Consider the following 15,504-nt stretch of genomic DNA (forward strand, 5'->3'; position numbering starts at 1 on the left):
GGGTTTGAGTTGCCGATGTCCAGTTAGCAGTCTTGTGCTTTTAGCTTATTTTTTGATCTTTTTGATGATACTCTCTACAACTTTCGGATAATGCAGATGTTCCAGTTGTTGCCCTTTGAATTTGATCATTTCAAGATTGTCGCCTTTATCTATGCGGTATTTAGCTTGATAGATATACTCCCCTTCATCGTAATGCTCATTTACATAATGGATGGTAATGCCGCCTTCTGGTTCACCAGCTTCCAGCACTGCCTGATGTACAAAGTCGCCATACATGCCTTTGCCACCGAATTTTGGTAAAATCGCTGGATGGATGTTGATGATACCTGCCCGGATATTCGTGGATGAGGTTCTTAGGATCAACCATAAGAAACCAGCCAATACGATCAGGTCTATATCCAGATTTTTCAGAAGGTCGATAATGTTGTCAGTTTTGTAAAACTCATGTTTGTCGAAAATATGAGAAGGGATTTCAAAACTATCCGCACGCTGCAAGACATAGGCGTCGGGATTGTTGGTCAAAACCAGGGCAACCTCAACTTCCGTGTTGCGTTTAAAATGCTCCATTATTTTTTGGGCATTAGACCCCGAGCCAGAAGCAAAAATTGCGATACGTTTTTTCAAAATTAGATGTTTTTTTCAAAAATAGCATTTTACCTTTTTAATAGAAGTGTTTTCCTGTTTTTTTTGAGTAAGCGGTAGTCAAGTGATCTCGATTAAGTTTTTTAATGCTAAATTGCCCAACTGTTTGGCTGGTAATTGCCAATTGAGTGGTGTACAAATGGATAAAGTTTTAGGAAATAACAGCTTAATGAAAAAATATTTCAAAAGCATTTTGCATTTTAAAAACATAAACTCTATATTTGCAGTCCGAAAAATAGTAAACATAGAAGATAAAAGGCTAAACAAGAATGGCAAATCATAAATCGTCTTTAAAAAGAATTAGAGCAAACGCGACAAAACGTCTACGTAACAGATATCAAGCAAAAACTACACGTACCTTTATTAAAAGATTGCGTGCTGCTGAAGATAAAAAAACTGGTGCTGAGTTATTACCTAAAGTAATCTCTATGTTGGATCGTTTAGCTAAAAAGAATGTAATCCACAAAAATAAAGCGGCTAACAACAAATCAAAATTAACGAAATTCGTTAACGGTTTAAAATAGTACGTTTTTTTAACGATATAAAAGCGGTGTAACCTTTGGTTGTACCGCTTTTTTTATGTCTTTTTTTTAAAAGATTACTAATAAATCTTTATCTTCAAGTCAATAATCCATCCCTATCCATATTTAAAATCAATAATAGGATGGAACATTATGTGCAAAAATTAGGCATCAAGGCTTGGGCAGAGGCCGATAGACCCAGAGAAAAATTACTTTTACAAGGCAGGAGACAGTTAACTGATGCAGAGTTGATTGCCATATTGATAGGTTCTGGTAACAAGACCGAAACCGCTGTAGATTTAAGTAAACGTATCCTTAAACATTGTCAGAATGATCTAGACAAAGTTGCAAAACTCACCGTAAAAGAACTTTCCAAATTTAAAGGCATTGGAGAAGCCAAATCTATCACCATTGTTGCTGCGCTAGAACTGGGTAGACGTAGAAAAGATAAGGAAGAAGAAGACCTTAAAAAAGTTACTTCCTCAAAAGATGTATATACGATCATGCATCCTGAACTGGTAGATTTGGCACATGAAGAGCTTTGGGTGTTATTATTAAACAGGGCTAATTTTGTAATCGGTAAGCAATTTATCAGTAAAGGTGGACAAGCAGGAACGGTTGTTGATCCGAAAATAATTTTTAAAGCAGCCATCGAACAAAATGCGGCTTCGGTTATCCTAGTGCATAACCATCCTTCTGGTAACCTCAAGCCTAGCCCATCCGATATTGAGATTACAAAGAAAATGATGAAGGCAGGTTTGTTGCTCGAAATTACGGTGTTAGACCACCTCATTGTCAATAATCGGTCTTTTATAAGTTTTGCAGACGAAGAATGGGTATAGGATGTAAATAAATTAATGTTCAATTCGTAATTTAGTGCAATTATGAAACGAACCCTTGTATTTTTATGTCTGTATTTGTCTGTTTTGTCGATGGCAAATGCACAAAAGAACCAGCCAATCAATATCATTTCTTACAACATCAGGCTAAATTTGGCATCTGATGGGGTAAATGCTTGGCCCAATAGAAAAGATAATGTAAAGGCATTGGTCAAATTCTATGATACTGATATTTTATGTGTGCAGGAAGCTTTGCCCGAACAATTTGATGAACTATTGGTCAATACCGATTTTGATGTGGTTGGTGTAGGTAGGGATGATGGCAAACGAAAAGGGGAGTTTTCGGCCATTTACTTTAATAAAAAACGCTTCGTGAAAAAAGATGGTGGTACATTTTGGCTGTCGCTTACTCCGGATGTGCCTAGTAAAGGATGGGATGCGGCATTGAACAGAATCTGCTCGTGGGTAAAATTATATGACCGGTCAAATAAGAAAGAGTTTATCGTTTTTAATACCCATTACGACCATATTGGAGTGCAGGCAAGGATTGAGTCGGCCAAATTGATCAAACAAAAGATCCAACAGATTGCACCAACGTTGCCAGTTGTTTTTACAGGCGACCTAAATGTAACGCCAGAAACCGAAGCCATTGCAACAATCAAATCATTTCTAACAGATTCGAAAGAGGTTTCTATAGAGCCTCCATATGGTCCAACAGGTACATTCAATGCGTTTAAATGGGATAGCCCTTTAAAAGATAAAATTGATTACATCTTTGTAAATAAGGCTTTTAAGGTTCAGAAATTTGCAGTGCTATCTGATAGCAAAGACCAAAGGTATTATTCAGACCACCTGCCTGTTTTTGCAAAACTTCTATTTTAATAAGCTCATAAAAGTAGATGGTGTTTTTATTGCCTTACATTGGCGTTTTGCCTTTCTGCTTTCCGCATTAAATAATATCTTTGCGTTTTATAAATTTTGAGTTGATTTTTTGAAGGATACAATCTCAAAACTCAGACCTCAAATCTCAAATCTAGATAAATGAAAATATCATACAGCTGGCTTAAGCAATTCATACAAACTGATCAAACTCCACAAGAAATCTCATTGATCCTAACCGATATCGGTTTGGAGGTAGAAAGCTTGGAAGCCGTACAACCCATTGTTGGTGGTTTAGAGGGCTTGGTAATTGGTCATGTATTGGAATGCGTGCAACACCCTAATGCGGATCGTTTACGAGTAACCAAAGTAGATCTTGGTACAGGAGAACTTTTACAGATTGTATGTGGTGCACCAAATGTTGCGGCAGGTCAAAAAGTTGTAGTGGCAACTGTGGGTACAACTGTTTTTCCAAATGAAGGTGAACCTTTCAAGATCAACAAATCTAAAATTAGAGGAGAGGTTTCTGAAGGGATGATCTGTGCAGAAGATGAGATTGGTTTAGGTGCTTCACATGCTGGTATCATGGTTTTACCCGCTGATACGGAGATTGGTATTGCAGCAAAATCTTATTTCAAAATGGAAGATGATTTTGTTTTTGAGATTGGCTTAACCCCAAATAGGGCAGATGCAGCTTCGCATTTAGGTGTAGCAAGAGATTTAGCTGCTTATTTGCGTAGTACTTATCAACTACCAGATGTTTCGGGCTTTAAAACCGGAAATGAAAGTTTAAACATTGAAGTCAAAGTTGAAGATACAGCCGCTTGTCCACGTTATAGCAGTGTAAGCATTAGTGGTGTAACGGTAAAAGCTTCACCAGATTGGTTGCAAGATAAATTAAAAGTGATTGGAATTCGTCCGATCAATAATATTGTAGATGTAACCAATTATGTGTTACATGAGCTGGGTCAACCTTTACATGCATTTGATGCAGACCAGATTAAAGGTAAACAAGTAATTGTTAAAAAATGTGCCGAAGGTACACCATTTGTAACCTTAGATGATGTAGAGCGTAAGTTGTCTGCCGAGGACCTGATCATCTGTAATGCCGAAGAACCGATGTGTATTGCTGGTGTATTTGGTGGTAAAACATCTGGTGTGAGCGAGCAGACGACCAATATCTTCTTGGAGAGTGCTTATTTCAATTCGGTTGCTGTTCGTAAAACATCTAAGAGACATAATCTTAAAACAGATGCCTCATTCAGGTTTGAGCGTGGTACTGATCCAGAAATTACAGTATTTGCCCTTAAGCGTGCCGCATTGTTGATCCAAGAGGTAGCAGGTGGAGAAATTTCATCGACTATATCGGATATTTATCCTGTTCAAGCTCAGCCCTTTGCTGTAGAGGTAAGTTACGCCAATATTGTAAAACTGATTGGTCAAGCTATCCCAGCGGCAGAGATCAAAGCGATTATCCTGGCTTTAGGAATTACCATCGATGCAGAAACAACTGAAGGACTAAGTTTAAAAGTGCCGGCTTATAAAGTTGATGTTACCCGCGAATGTGATGTGACCGAAGAAGTGTTAAGGATATATGGGTACAATAATATCGTTATCCCTACCAAAGTAAATGCATCATTGGCCTATACCGAAAAACCAAACAAAGAGAATGTACAAAACCTGATTGCCGATATGTTAACGGCCAATGGGTTTTTGGAAATCTGGTGTAATTCATTGACACGTTCGGCCTTCTCTAAAAATCCAGAAGAGGCTGTGCAGAGTCTTAAATCCCTTAAGTTCAGACCTGAATGTTATGCGCCAAAATCTTTTGCAACCAGCTTTAGAAAGTGTAGCCTACAATCAGAACCGTAAAAACGCAGACCTTAAGTTTTACGAGTTTGGTAAAACCTATCACCTGATTGATGGTGCTTATGTAGAGCGTCCACGTTTATTGGTGCTGATCAGCGGGGCTAAACAGAGTGAGCAATGGAACCATGTAACCACGCCAAGTACGTTCTATAACCTAAAAGCAGCAATTGATGCTGTAATTGGTCGTTTAGGATTGAATAATTACCAGTCTGAAGAGATCAAGGATGAAAACTTCGCCTATGGTCTAAAATATTTTAGGGGAGCACAAACATTGGTTTCTTTTGGTGCGGCTACAGCAGCAGATAGAAAACAGACCGGTGTAGACAAAGAGGTGTTTTATGCAGATTTCGATTGGGCATTGTTGTTAGATGCAGTGCGCAAAAATAAGATCGTGAACAAAGAGGTGCCTAAATATCCGGCAGTGCGAAGAGATCTTTCGATGTTGGTAGATCAACAAGTTACTTTTGATGAACTGAAGACTATTGCGTTCAAAACAGAAAAGAAACTGATCAAACAAGTGCAGGTATTTGACGTTTACCAAGGAGACAAATTGCCCGAAGGTAAAAAATCTTATGCATTGAACTTTACCTTGCAAGATGAGGAGCAAACGTTAACTGATAAACAGATCGATGCGATTATGCAAAAGATTATCACTAACTTAGCCCAAACTGCAAAAGCAGAGATAAGAAAATAAATTGAAGGCTAGCGGGTTGAGCGTTTGGAGATTATACTAATACGCAATGCCTAAATAGTTAATGTTGTGTTATAATTTAAAGTTTAAAAATGTCTTCGGTTGCCGATCAATTAAATAATGTATTACAAAAAACCGCTCGATTGATTGAGTTATGTAATGCTTTACAAGAAGAAAACGACTTATTAAAATTAGAAAACCAACATACAAAAGCAGCGCTAGAAGCGGCAAAAGTGAAACATACAGACCTTGATGAAAAGTTAAGGGTGTTGAAATTGGCAAAAAGTATTGAAGGCACAAGTGAAAAGACACTTGATATAAAGCAAAAAATTAACGAATTTGTGCGTGAAATTGATAAGTGTGTAGTGTTACTTAAAAAATAGGTAATATAAAAATTGAAACAAAGCTACAAAAATGGGAGAAATCTCGATTAAAATAACTATTTCTGACCGTATTTATCCCCTAAAGGTAAATGTTGAGGAAGAAGAAATTGTAAGACGGGCGGCTAAAATTATTAATGAACGTATAAAAGACTACCAAGAAAATTATGCGGTTAGGGATAAACAGGATTTGCTTTCAATGGCGGTGCTGCACTATGCAACAGCGGTATTGAGAACTGAGCATAAGGTGCAAAACCAAGATTCTGCAGTTGCTGAGAAGGTAGAGGAGTTAGATAGTTTATTAAACGGATTTTTCGCAAAATAAAACGTTCTTTATAAAAGTTTAAAAACATGCTGTGTTTACGCGAAGTGTTTTTAAACTCAACAGCTAATAAAATTTGGCCGTGGCTGGATTTTATGTTTCAATATTTCTGTATTCGATCAATTTGATGTGCATGTTGTACATCGATGTGGTCAATTACAGTGCACACGAAACATAATAATTTAGTGACGGTTTTTTTATATAATTTGAAATGGACATAATAGGAATAATAGGGTGTATATTGGTCAGCTTGGTTGCTGGGATTGTAGTAGGGAGGTACCTACTGCGTAATCTGTTGAAACAGCAGGAAGTTGCGGCACAGAACAAGGCAAAAAAGATACTTAGAGATGCAGAAAGCAATGCTGAGTACCTAAAAAAAGATAGATTGTTAGAGGCGAAAGAAAAGTTCTTGCAAATGAAGGCAGAACACGAGCAGCAGGTAAATTCTAGAAACAACGAGGTAAACCAACGCGAAAATGGCATTAAGCAAAAAGAACAATCGCTTAACCAGAAGTTGGAAAACATGAACCGCAAAGAGCAGGAATTGGATAACCAACGTAACAACTTAGAGAAACAGACTACTTTGGCAATTAAAAAGCAGGAAGAAGTAGATGTATTGAAAAAACAACATGTACAACAATTGGAAACCATTGCGGGTTTGAGTGCTGAAGAAGCCAAAAACCAATTGGTAGAAAACATGAAGTCGGAAGCGCGTTCTCAAGCCATGATGCAGGTTAAGGATATTGTTGACGAAGCGAAGTTAACCGCAAGTAAAGAAGCAAAAAAAGTAGTTATCCAAACGATACAACGTACGGCAGCAGAAGCCGCTATTGAAAATTCTGTATCTATTTTCCATATCGATAATGATGAGATCAAAGGTCGTGTAATTGGTAGAGAAGGAAGAAATATCCGTGCTTTGGAAGCCGCAACCGGAATTGAGATCATTGTTGATGATACACCGGAGGCGATCATCTTGTCTGGTTTTGATCCAGTAAGAAGAGAGATTGCACGTTTGGCTTTGCACCGTTTGGTAACAGATGGACGTATCCACCCAGCCCGTATTGAGGAAGTGGTAGCAAAAACCAAAAAACAGATTGAAGACGAAATTGTAGAAATAGGCGAGCGTACGGTAATTGATTTAGGAATCCATGGCCTACACCCTGAGTTGATCAGAATGGTAGGTCGTATGCGTTACCGTTCTTCTTATGGACAGAACTTATTGCATCACTCGCGTGAGGTGGCCAACTTCTGTGCAACGATGGCAGCAGAATTAGGTTTGAATGCAAAAATGGCCAAACGTGCAGGTCTATTACACGATATAGGTAAAGTGCCTGATGATAACCCAGAATTGCCACACGCGATCTTGGGAATGCAATTGGCCGAAAAGTATAAAGAGCATCCGGAAGTTTGTAATGCCATTGGCGCCCACCACGACGAAATTGAGATGACATCTATGATTTCACCAATTGTACAAGCTTGTGACTCGATTTCTGGAGCAAGACCAGGTGCAAGACGTGAGGTAGTAGAGAGTTACATCAAACGTTTAAAAGAATTGGAAGAATTGGCTTTGTCTTATCCGGGAGTTGAAAAAACTTTTGCGATACAGGCAGGTAGAGAATTAAGGGTTGTAGTAGAAAGCGAAAGGGTAACCGATCAACAGGCAGAACTATTAGCTGCTGATATCTCTAATCGTATCCAAACCGAAATGACTTATCCAGGACAGATCAAGGTAACGGTAATCAGAGAAACCAGATCAGTGGCTTTTGCGAAGTAATTTCTCGTATTTGCGAGGAGTTTATGACGAAGCAATTTAATTTATTTATAAAAGCGGTAGATAATTCTATCGCTTTTTTTATTTTTATATCATTAATTTAATCATCGAAACATAGCATTCGCCAAACTGCACTTTTGCCTTTTGGTTAAATTCGAATAACAAATTTGTGTATTTTGTGCCTTTGAGGCCAATTAAAAATTGTAAAATGGAACAACCAGCCAAAAGACCAGTAGATGTACTTTTTGATAAATATGCGGAAAGCCATCAAAACCATACCAATGAGCTTATTCACTGGATTTGTGTGCCCTTGATCGTATTCAGTCTGTTGGGCTTGGTTTGGATGATCCCATTTCCACACTTGGCTTTTTTAGGTCAATATGCTACATTTTTAAACTGGGCTTCGTTCCTGATTGCTTTTTCTGTCTATTATTATTATACCCTTTCGCCAGTGCTCTCTTTTTTAATGCTTTGGGTCATTGGACTGATGTCATATTTTATTATTCTTTTAGAAGGGTGGGCGGCAAATGGCGGGCCGGCAGTTTGGCTATCGTGTCTGGTTATTTTTGTGTTGGCATGGATTGGCCAGTTCATTGGCCATAAAATAGAAGGCAAAAAGCCCTCATTTTTAGATGATGTTAAGTTTTTGTTAATCGGTCCAATTTGGTTATTACATTTTATCTGTAAAAAAATAGGCTTGAAATACTGAAACTCTGGCCATTTAACAATTTGTTAACCTTTGGGTAAACGAATGGTAATTTAAAGCTAACATGTGGCTAACATTGTGGTAATAGCTTTGCCTAAACAAATAATCAGGCAAATTGAAATTACAACTAACTCTTAAAAAGGCATTTATCACATTACTATTTGTAGGCATAAGTGCTGTAGTTTTCGCTCAGGGAACTGGAAAAATCGCAGGAACAGTAGCAGATAAAAAAACAGGAGAAGCACTAATTGGTGCCGCTGTTAAAATTGTAGGTACTACAAAAGCTGTAGGTACAGATGTTGATGGTAAATATATCCTTGGTGGTTTGGCCGAAGGGAAATATACCTTAGAAATTACTTATGTTACCTACTCAACCAAACGTATCACTGATGTAGAAGTTAAATCAAATGCAACAACTACATTAAACATCGTAATGGATGAAAGTTCACAAACACTTAACCAAATTGTAGTTACTGCAAGTTTTAAACAAGAATCTGTTAATTCATTATATGCACAACAGAAAAACAGTGCTGTGATCTCAGATGGTATTTCTAGCGACCAGATCAAAAGGTCTCCTGATAAAAATACATCAGAAGCTTTAAGACGTATCAGTGGCGCAACCATTCAGGATAATAAATTTGTGGTAGTTAGGGGATTGAGCGACCGTTACAATTCGGCCTCATTAGATAATTCTACCTTGCCCAGTACAGAGCCAAACCGTAAGGCGTTTTCTTTTGATATTGTGCCTTCAAACTTGGTAGACAAAATTACCATCAGTAAAACCGCTACACCAGATTTACCTGCAGATTTTGCAGGAGGAGCGGTTCAGATCACAACCAAAGATATTCCGGATCAAAACTTCTTGTCTTTTGGTTTAGGCTATGGTTACAACAGCCAATCAACCTTTAAAGATTTTTTAGGAACAGGTAAAAATGCCTTAAACTATTTAGGATACGACAATGGCTCTAAACAGCTGGCTGATAATTTCCCAACAAAAAATAGAGTGATTACTGGATTAACGCCTGCAAGAAACATTGGTGCCTTAAAATCATTACCAAATGATTTTAGAATCAACAACAATGCTGCATTGCCAAGCCAGAGTTATCAGTTTAACATAGGTAGAGTAAAACAATTCGAAAACAACAATCGTTTTGGAGCTTTATTCTCTTTAACTTATCGTAATTCGCAGAATACCAATAGAGATGTTAAAAGAGATTTCTATGAGTATGACTATAATGACAATCAATATAAGTTCAGTACCAATATAGGCGCATTGGCAAATTTTGCCTATAGCTTTGGTAAAAACAAGATCAGTTTCAAGAACATCTATAATAAAACATACGATGATAACTATACTGAGCGTGCGGGAATTGACAATAGCTCTACAACAGCGAACAAGTTTTATGCCTATGATGTGATGCAGAAATCTTTATTGAAGAGCACATTAGAAGGTGATCATCAAATTGGTACAGGAAAAAGTAAATTAAAATGGTCGGCTTCTTATAGCAATGTTAAAAATAACCAGCCAAACCAATTGAAGATCATTTACATGAAGCCAATCGCAGCCCAAAATGATCCAAGTGTTCCTTATCAGGCAAACATCACTTCATTGGGTAAAGAAAATAGCCGTTTGTTCTCTGATTTAGATGAAAATATCTATTCTGGCGATGTAAATTATAGCACTGCATTCAAGTTGTTTAATGCGCCTACTACCTTTAAAGTTGGTTTAGGTTCGCAATATAGAGAGCGTACATTTACCGCAAGATTTTTGGGAGCGATCTTAAATACAAATGATCCTGACCAACAAAAAGCAATCAGAACATTGCCTGTAGACCAGATATTCTCACCTTCACTTATTGAGTCGGGCGTTTACAAGTTGGGCGAGATTGCTAACGATGCTGATAACTATGATGCCAATTCATTGAACAATTATGGTTATGGAATGTTGGACCAAAAATTTGGAGATAAACATAGAGTAATCTACGGCTTAAGAATTGAAAACTATCAGGTTAGATTAAATACCAACAAGCCTATAGTTGATGATACTAAATTAGACATCTTACCATCGGTAAACTATACCTATAACATCAATGCAAAAAGTAATTTCAGGGCATCTTACTACCGTACTTTAGCTAGACCAGAATTTAGAGAGTTGGCGCCATTCTCATTCTACGATTATGAGCTACTTGCTTTACAAGGTGGAAATTCAAACCTGAAACGTACATCAATTGACAATGCAGATTTAAGATATGAGACCTATCCAGGTGCTGGAGAAATATTATCTGCATCTGTTTTTTATAAACACTTTACCAATGCCATCGAGTCATATCGCTACGATGTAAACTCTACACCTGATATTTCTTATTTCAATACTGCCAAAGCATTTGTTTACGGTATAGAATTGGAAGCCAGAAAAAAATTGACCTTTATCGGCAATGCAGGGGTATTTAAAAATACAACAGCTTATTTGAACCTTTCTTTGATCAAGTCTGAAGTGAAAAATCCAGAAGATCAAAAATATATAGATAAAGTACGTCCGATGGTTGGTCAATCGCCTTATGTAATCAATGCTGGTCTGCAACATAGTGCACTAGAAAATAAACTGAATTTCAATTTGCTTTACAATAGAATTGGAAGAAGTATCATCCAGGCCAGTGGGATTAACTTCCCAAGTACTTGGGAGGCACCAAGAAATGTTATTGATTTCCAGGCTGGTTACAAAGTGATGAAAACCAGAGGAGAACTTAAACTTAATGTTGCTGATATTCTAAGTGAAAGAAATACGATTTATTTCGATTACAACAAGAATAAAAAGTTCGATACCAATGGTGGCGACGAAACCATTATGTCTTATAAACCTGGTACAAACGTTTCATTATCATTTACTTACTCATTTTAAGAAACGCCTTAACACATTGTTAATGTATGCTTAACCATTAAGATAACTTAAAGTAATCTATTTGTATTAATTAATTCATAAAAGAAAATTTCAAAAAGGAAATGAAAAACAAGATTTTATTATTGGCATTATCGGTTGTTTTATTTGCAACCTCATGTAAAAAAAACACAGTTGTTGATGAAGAACCTACTACTCCAAAAGGTGATGTTGTAGAGATAAGTGGAGAAATCTCAACCAATACAACTTGGTCTGCAAGTAAAATATACTTGTTAAAAGGTTTTGTTTATGTAAGCAATGGTGCAACATTAACTATTGAACCTGGTACAATCATCAAAGGAGATAAAGCAAGTAAAGCTACTTTAATTGTAACTCGTGGATCTAAGATCAATGCTACAGGTACTGCCGATAAACCAATCGTGTTTACTTCAGCTTTGCCATCAGGTGCTCGTGATAAAGGGGATTGGGGTGGTGTTATCCTTTTAGGTAAAGCGCCAACAAACCAAGGTACAGATGTAAAAATTGAAGGTGGACCTGTTGCGCCAACTGGAAAAGATGAAAAAGTGTATACCTTCTTCGGTGGTACAGATCCAGCTGATAATTCAGGTACTTTAAAATATGTACGTATTGAATATGCAGGTGTTGAATATACTGTTAACAGTGAAATCAATGGTTTAACTTTAGGTGGTGTTGGTAACGGTACTACATTAGATTATATCCAAATCTATCGTTCAGGTGATGATGCTTTTGAATGGTTTGGTGGTACAGTTAATGCAAAACACTTATTGGCGGTTGGTACTTGGGATGATGATTTTGATACCGATTTTGGTTACTCAGGTAACATCCAGTTTGCTTTAGCACAACGTGTGCCATTAAAAGCGGATCAATCTGGTTCAAACGCTTTCGAATCTGATAACAACGGTAATGGTACTGACGAAACTCCAAAAACTTCTGCTGTATTTTCAAACATTACTGTAATAGGCCCAATTCAGAAAGCAGGCGCAGCTATTGATGCCAACTATCAAAATGGTGCTCAGATCCGTCGTAACTCATCTATTAGCATCTTAAACTCTATCATTACAGGTTTCCCGGTAGGTTTATATATCGATGATACTAAAGTTACTACTGCAGGATCAACCTCTACAAATTATACTTCAGGTTCGTTAGTATTCGCAAACAACTTGATCTATGGTACAAAAGGTTTAGAAGTAAGTGTAAGTACAGCGAGTGTTGCTACAGCAATTGAAGCAAAATTACGTACAGATAACATTTTTGATAAAGCATTATTTGCAGGTGCAGTAATGACAAACCCTTACATGTTTGGAGCAGACCTAGGTGTACCGGGTAGTACTGTAGGTACAACCAATTTTACAGTGTTGGCAGGTTCGGCAGCAGCAAGTGGTGCTTTGTTTACAGACGCTAAGGTTTCTGGCTCATTCTTTGAGAAAGTGGCTTACAAAGGTGCGTTTGGTACTACAGACTGGACAGCTAGTTGGGCTCACTTTAACCCACAAGCTTTAGCTTATACAACTCCTGGAGCTGTAAAATAGTTAATCAAAATATTTAAAAGGAAGCCTGTGGTGTCTAAAGCATTGCAGGCTTCTTTTTTTTAAAAAAAACTTAGCATAGCAGTTGTAGCGAATTGTACACGGATTTCGTATTCATTATAAATTAAAAAGAAAACAATTATGCAAACTCAAAGCAATCTCTTAAAATTTTCAGGTAAAATGGTGATGGTACTCAGCTTATTCCTGATGTCTCTTACTGCCTGTAAAAAAGAAAAGTTAGAAATGACCGATAGAGACTATAGGAGCCTAGCTTGGAACTACCTTACCGCGGCACAAAAAGCCACTGTAAATACAAACTGGGAACTTGCTCCAATAGCTAAACCAAGTGTTGAAGATCCAAAATCGGTAAGTGTTACGTTCGGAACAACCGAAGATGCCCAGCTTGGTCCAATTATCGTTTATATATGGATCAAAGACAATACCGTAAAAGGGATTGGACCGCGTTTTTAGTTACTTGTTTAGCGGATCATAATGATAAACCACTTCATAAGGTTTATTTTTTAAGCTGGCAGATAGCTCTCCAACTCGTAAATCTTTTAGCTGCGGGGTTGGCTCGCAAACTGTATAGGCCTTGCCATTGTACAAAATAGAATTGCTACCAACAGGTTTGTCAAACTGAACCGCCATGGTAATATGCGTAGGATAAAGTAAGGCAATCATAGGGAGATTATATATCTCCTTTACCAAATAGAAGAATAGTGCAGCTCGATCATCACAATCACTGTATGGATTAAGCAGGGTTTGCTCTGGAGATAGGCGTTTTTCCTTGCCGAAATTGTCTTCGTCTGTTTCAAATAAAAAGGCATACCTGGTAAAACGCATGAGGTAATCTACGCCTTTCTTTTCGTTCATCCCCTTCAAGTTAGCTTTAAGGATGGGGATAAGCGATTGATAAGTCTCGTGACTTAGAGGGATGTTAAAATAAGTTGCAAAATCTACCCCAGGATAGTTCTCAAAGATTGCGGTAACCTCTTTATTCACTTTCACCTTAAAGTGATAGGCTTTGTGTTTGTAATTAAATGCGATTTGTTTTTCCTCATAGTCTTCAGGTTTAAAATCAGGCATTCTGGTAACCTTATAGCTAAAATCATGTTTCGCTTCTGGCAAAGCTAGGTCAATAGGCTGATAAACTCCATCGCCTTTAAATAGCTTGCCATAATCATGATAATTGAGGCACATGTATTTTTTATTGTCAATCATGAAGAAGGGAATATCCGAGATGTCTTCATCATTGCGTACATAGAAAATGATCTGATTATTGCCAATGGCCAGTTTAGCGTCAAAACCAGATTTGGTCATTAGAAACCATTTGTACAAGGTATAACGGTTATAATTGTCGGCTTTTGGGCTCAATTGTTGCGCTGTTTTTCTAACTAATTGATAGTACAACCAATCGTTTAGCTTGTTTTTCTCTTTATAGGCAGTTAGAGAACTGATCAGCTCCTGATAATGTCCAGCATTGATCTGGTTATAGAATTTTTTGATAGATTGGTTGCTCAGTTCATCATTGAAACTGATTTGAATAGTAGAATCGGCTTCAAAATTGAAAGTACCATCATAAAATTCAAAACTATAGTTCTGCGCATTGGCTTGGGCGCAGCAAAACATCAATCCGATCAGGATCAGTGCCTTGTAAACCATAAGTCCAATTCGCTTTTTCAATAAGTTAACAATTAATTTATATTAAATATACGTAGAATTAACACGAATCGTGTTGCGTTTGCTACATTTTCTACGTTTTGATGATAAAACCAAAAACTATGTTAAAAAAACTAAACCTATTTACATTGGGCTTAGCCCTGATCCTTGGCCTGTCGTGCAGCAAAGAAAAAGAAATCGTTGATATTGACGAGAAAAACTTGACCAACTGCCAAGCGGAGACTTGCAGATACCTGTTTACAGAAAAGGCAGATGTAAGCCTGTCGCCTATTGTTCTAAAGTCAGGTAGTTATCGTTTGTTTTTTACAGAGTTCAATACTGCAGCTTCACAAGCCAAATTGTATATCAAAGCACCAATGGATGCGCAACAATTTACGTTGAATGATAAGGATATCCGAAATGGAAAAGTACAATATCTATTGATATGTACGAGTTGTGATTATGTAGATGTTAAAGCTGTAGGCGGATATGTAAAAGGTAGAAATCTTACACCCGATAAACCTTCAGACCAAACAAAATGGATTTTGGAAGCTGAAATAATATTACAATCAGTTTCAAATCCCAATTATAAACATACACTTTACATCAAACAATATTTCTCTCCCAATTTTGTAACCAACTAGGCGAGCATATTAAATAATGTTTAAATAATCAATATTTTACAAAGGCTTAACATGGCTAACTTACTTTTGTAACGTTAAATATCTGGTTAATATTTAATATAAAGTTTAGGTTAGTTGATAACAAAAAGCCCCGATGGA

General features: G+C 37.2%; 13 protein-coding genes and 1 pseudogene. 12 read left to right on the forward strand and 2 right to left on the reverse strand.

Translation table 11 applies throughout. The features are described from left to right. Positions 1–45: 45 nt before the first annotated feature. The gene (locus ACFJIZ_RS21940) at positions 46–624 is read right to left on the reverse strand and encodes a phosphoribosylglycinamide formyltransferase (protein WP_379089140.1); all 579 of its coding nucleotides are present in this window, start codon (positions 622–624) and stop codon (positions 46–48) included. A gap of 287 nt (positions 625–911) precedes the next feature. Here ACFJIZ_RS21940 and rpsT point away from each other — a divergent pair, with 287 nt between their 5' ends. From rpsT to ACFJIZ_RS21995, 11 genes and pseudogenes are all read left to right on the forward strand, one after another. Then, positions 912–1,166, forward strand: a complete 255-nt coding sequence (gene rpsT, locus ACFJIZ_RS21945) for a 30S ribosomal protein S20 (RefSeq protein ID WP_055132277.1) — start codon at positions 912–914, stop codon at positions 1,164–1,166. A gap of 140 nt (positions 1,167–1,306) precedes the next feature. Next, a complete protein-coding gene (gene radC, locus ACFJIZ_RS21950; RefSeq protein ID WP_379089144.1) occupies positions 1,307–2,005 on the forward strand; it encodes a DNA repair protein RadC in 699 nt (232 codons plus the stop codon). A gap of 90 nt (positions 2,006–2,095) precedes the next feature. Beyond that, on the forward strand, positions 2,096–2,884 hold the full coding sequence (locus ACFJIZ_RS21955; protein WP_379089147.1) for an endonuclease/exonuclease/phosphatase family protein: 789 nt from the start codon (positions 2,096–2,098) through the stop codon (positions 2,882–2,884). A gap of 159 nt (positions 2,885–3,043) precedes the next feature. Further along, a pseudogene (pheT, locus tag ACFJIZ_RS21960) lies at positions 3,044–5,444 on the forward strand (phenylalanine--tRNA ligase subunit beta). An 89-nt stretch (positions 5,445–5,533) separates the two neighbouring features. Further along, on the forward strand, positions 5,534–5,824 hold the full coding sequence (locus tag ACFJIZ_RS21965; RefSeq protein WP_379089150.1) for a hypothetical protein: 291 nt from the start codon (positions 5,534–5,536) through the stop codon (positions 5,822–5,824). Between the two features lie 31 nt (positions 5,825–5,855). Further along, a complete protein-coding gene (locus ACFJIZ_RS21970; RefSeq protein WP_055132273.1) occupies positions 5,856–6,146 on the forward strand; it encodes a cell division protein ZapA in 291 nt (96 codons plus the stop codon). Positions 6,147–6,354: 208 nt separating this feature from the next. After that, positions 6,355–7,917 (forward strand): ribonuclease Y, encoded by a 1,563-nt coding sequence (rny, locus tag ACFJIZ_RS21975; RefSeq protein ID WP_379089153.1) that lies wholly within the window; start codon positions 6,355–6,357, stop codon positions 7,915–7,917. A 205-nt stretch (positions 7,918–8,122) separates the two neighbouring features. After that, complete coding sequence (locus tag ACFJIZ_RS21980; protein ID WP_379089156.1) at positions 8,123–8,623, forward strand: DUF962 domain-containing protein; 501 nt, start codon at positions 8,123–8,125, stop codon at positions 8,621–8,623. A gap of 112 nt (positions 8,624–8,735) precedes the next feature. After that, positions 8,736–11,519: a TonB-dependent receptor domain-containing protein gene (locus ACFJIZ_RS21985; RefSeq protein ID WP_379089159.1), complete on the forward strand. Its 2,784-nt coding sequence runs from the start codon at positions 8,736–8,738 to the stop codon at positions 11,517–11,519. A 101-nt stretch (positions 11,520–11,620) separates the two neighbouring features. Then, positions 11,621–13,066 carry a hypothetical protein gene (locus ACFJIZ_RS21990; RefSeq protein WP_379089162.1) on the forward strand — a complete coding sequence of 482 codons (1,446 nt, stop codon included), beginning with the start codon at positions 11,621–11,623 and terminating at the stop codon, positions 13,064–13,066. Between the two features lie 138 nt (positions 13,067–13,204). Further along, positions 13,205–13,534: a hypothetical protein gene (locus tag ACFJIZ_RS21995; protein WP_379089165.1), complete on the forward strand. Its 330-nt coding sequence runs from the start codon at positions 13,205–13,207 to the stop codon at positions 13,532–13,534. On the opposite strand, the gene ACFJIZ_RS22000 is transcribed toward ACFJIZ_RS21995, so the two are convergent. After that, positions 13,535–14,746, reverse strand: a complete 1,212-nt coding sequence (locus ACFJIZ_RS22000; protein ID WP_379089168.1) for a hypothetical protein — start codon at positions 14,744–14,746, stop codon at positions 13,535–13,537. A 98-nt stretch (positions 14,747–14,844) separates the two neighbouring features. On the opposite strand from ACFJIZ_RS22000, the gene ACFJIZ_RS22005 reads away from it, so the two are divergent. Continuing rightward, complete coding sequence (locus tag ACFJIZ_RS22005; protein ID WP_379089171.1) at positions 14,845–15,366, forward strand: hypothetical protein; 522 nt, start codon at positions 14,845–14,847, stop codon at positions 15,364–15,366. Positions 15,367–15,504: the final 138 nt, after the last annotated feature.

It is taken from the genome of Pedobacter sp. UC225_65 (assembly GCF_042698365.1).
Classification (GTDB): domain Bacteria; phylum Bacteroidota; class Bacteroidia; order Sphingobacteriales; family Sphingobacteriaceae; genus Pedobacter.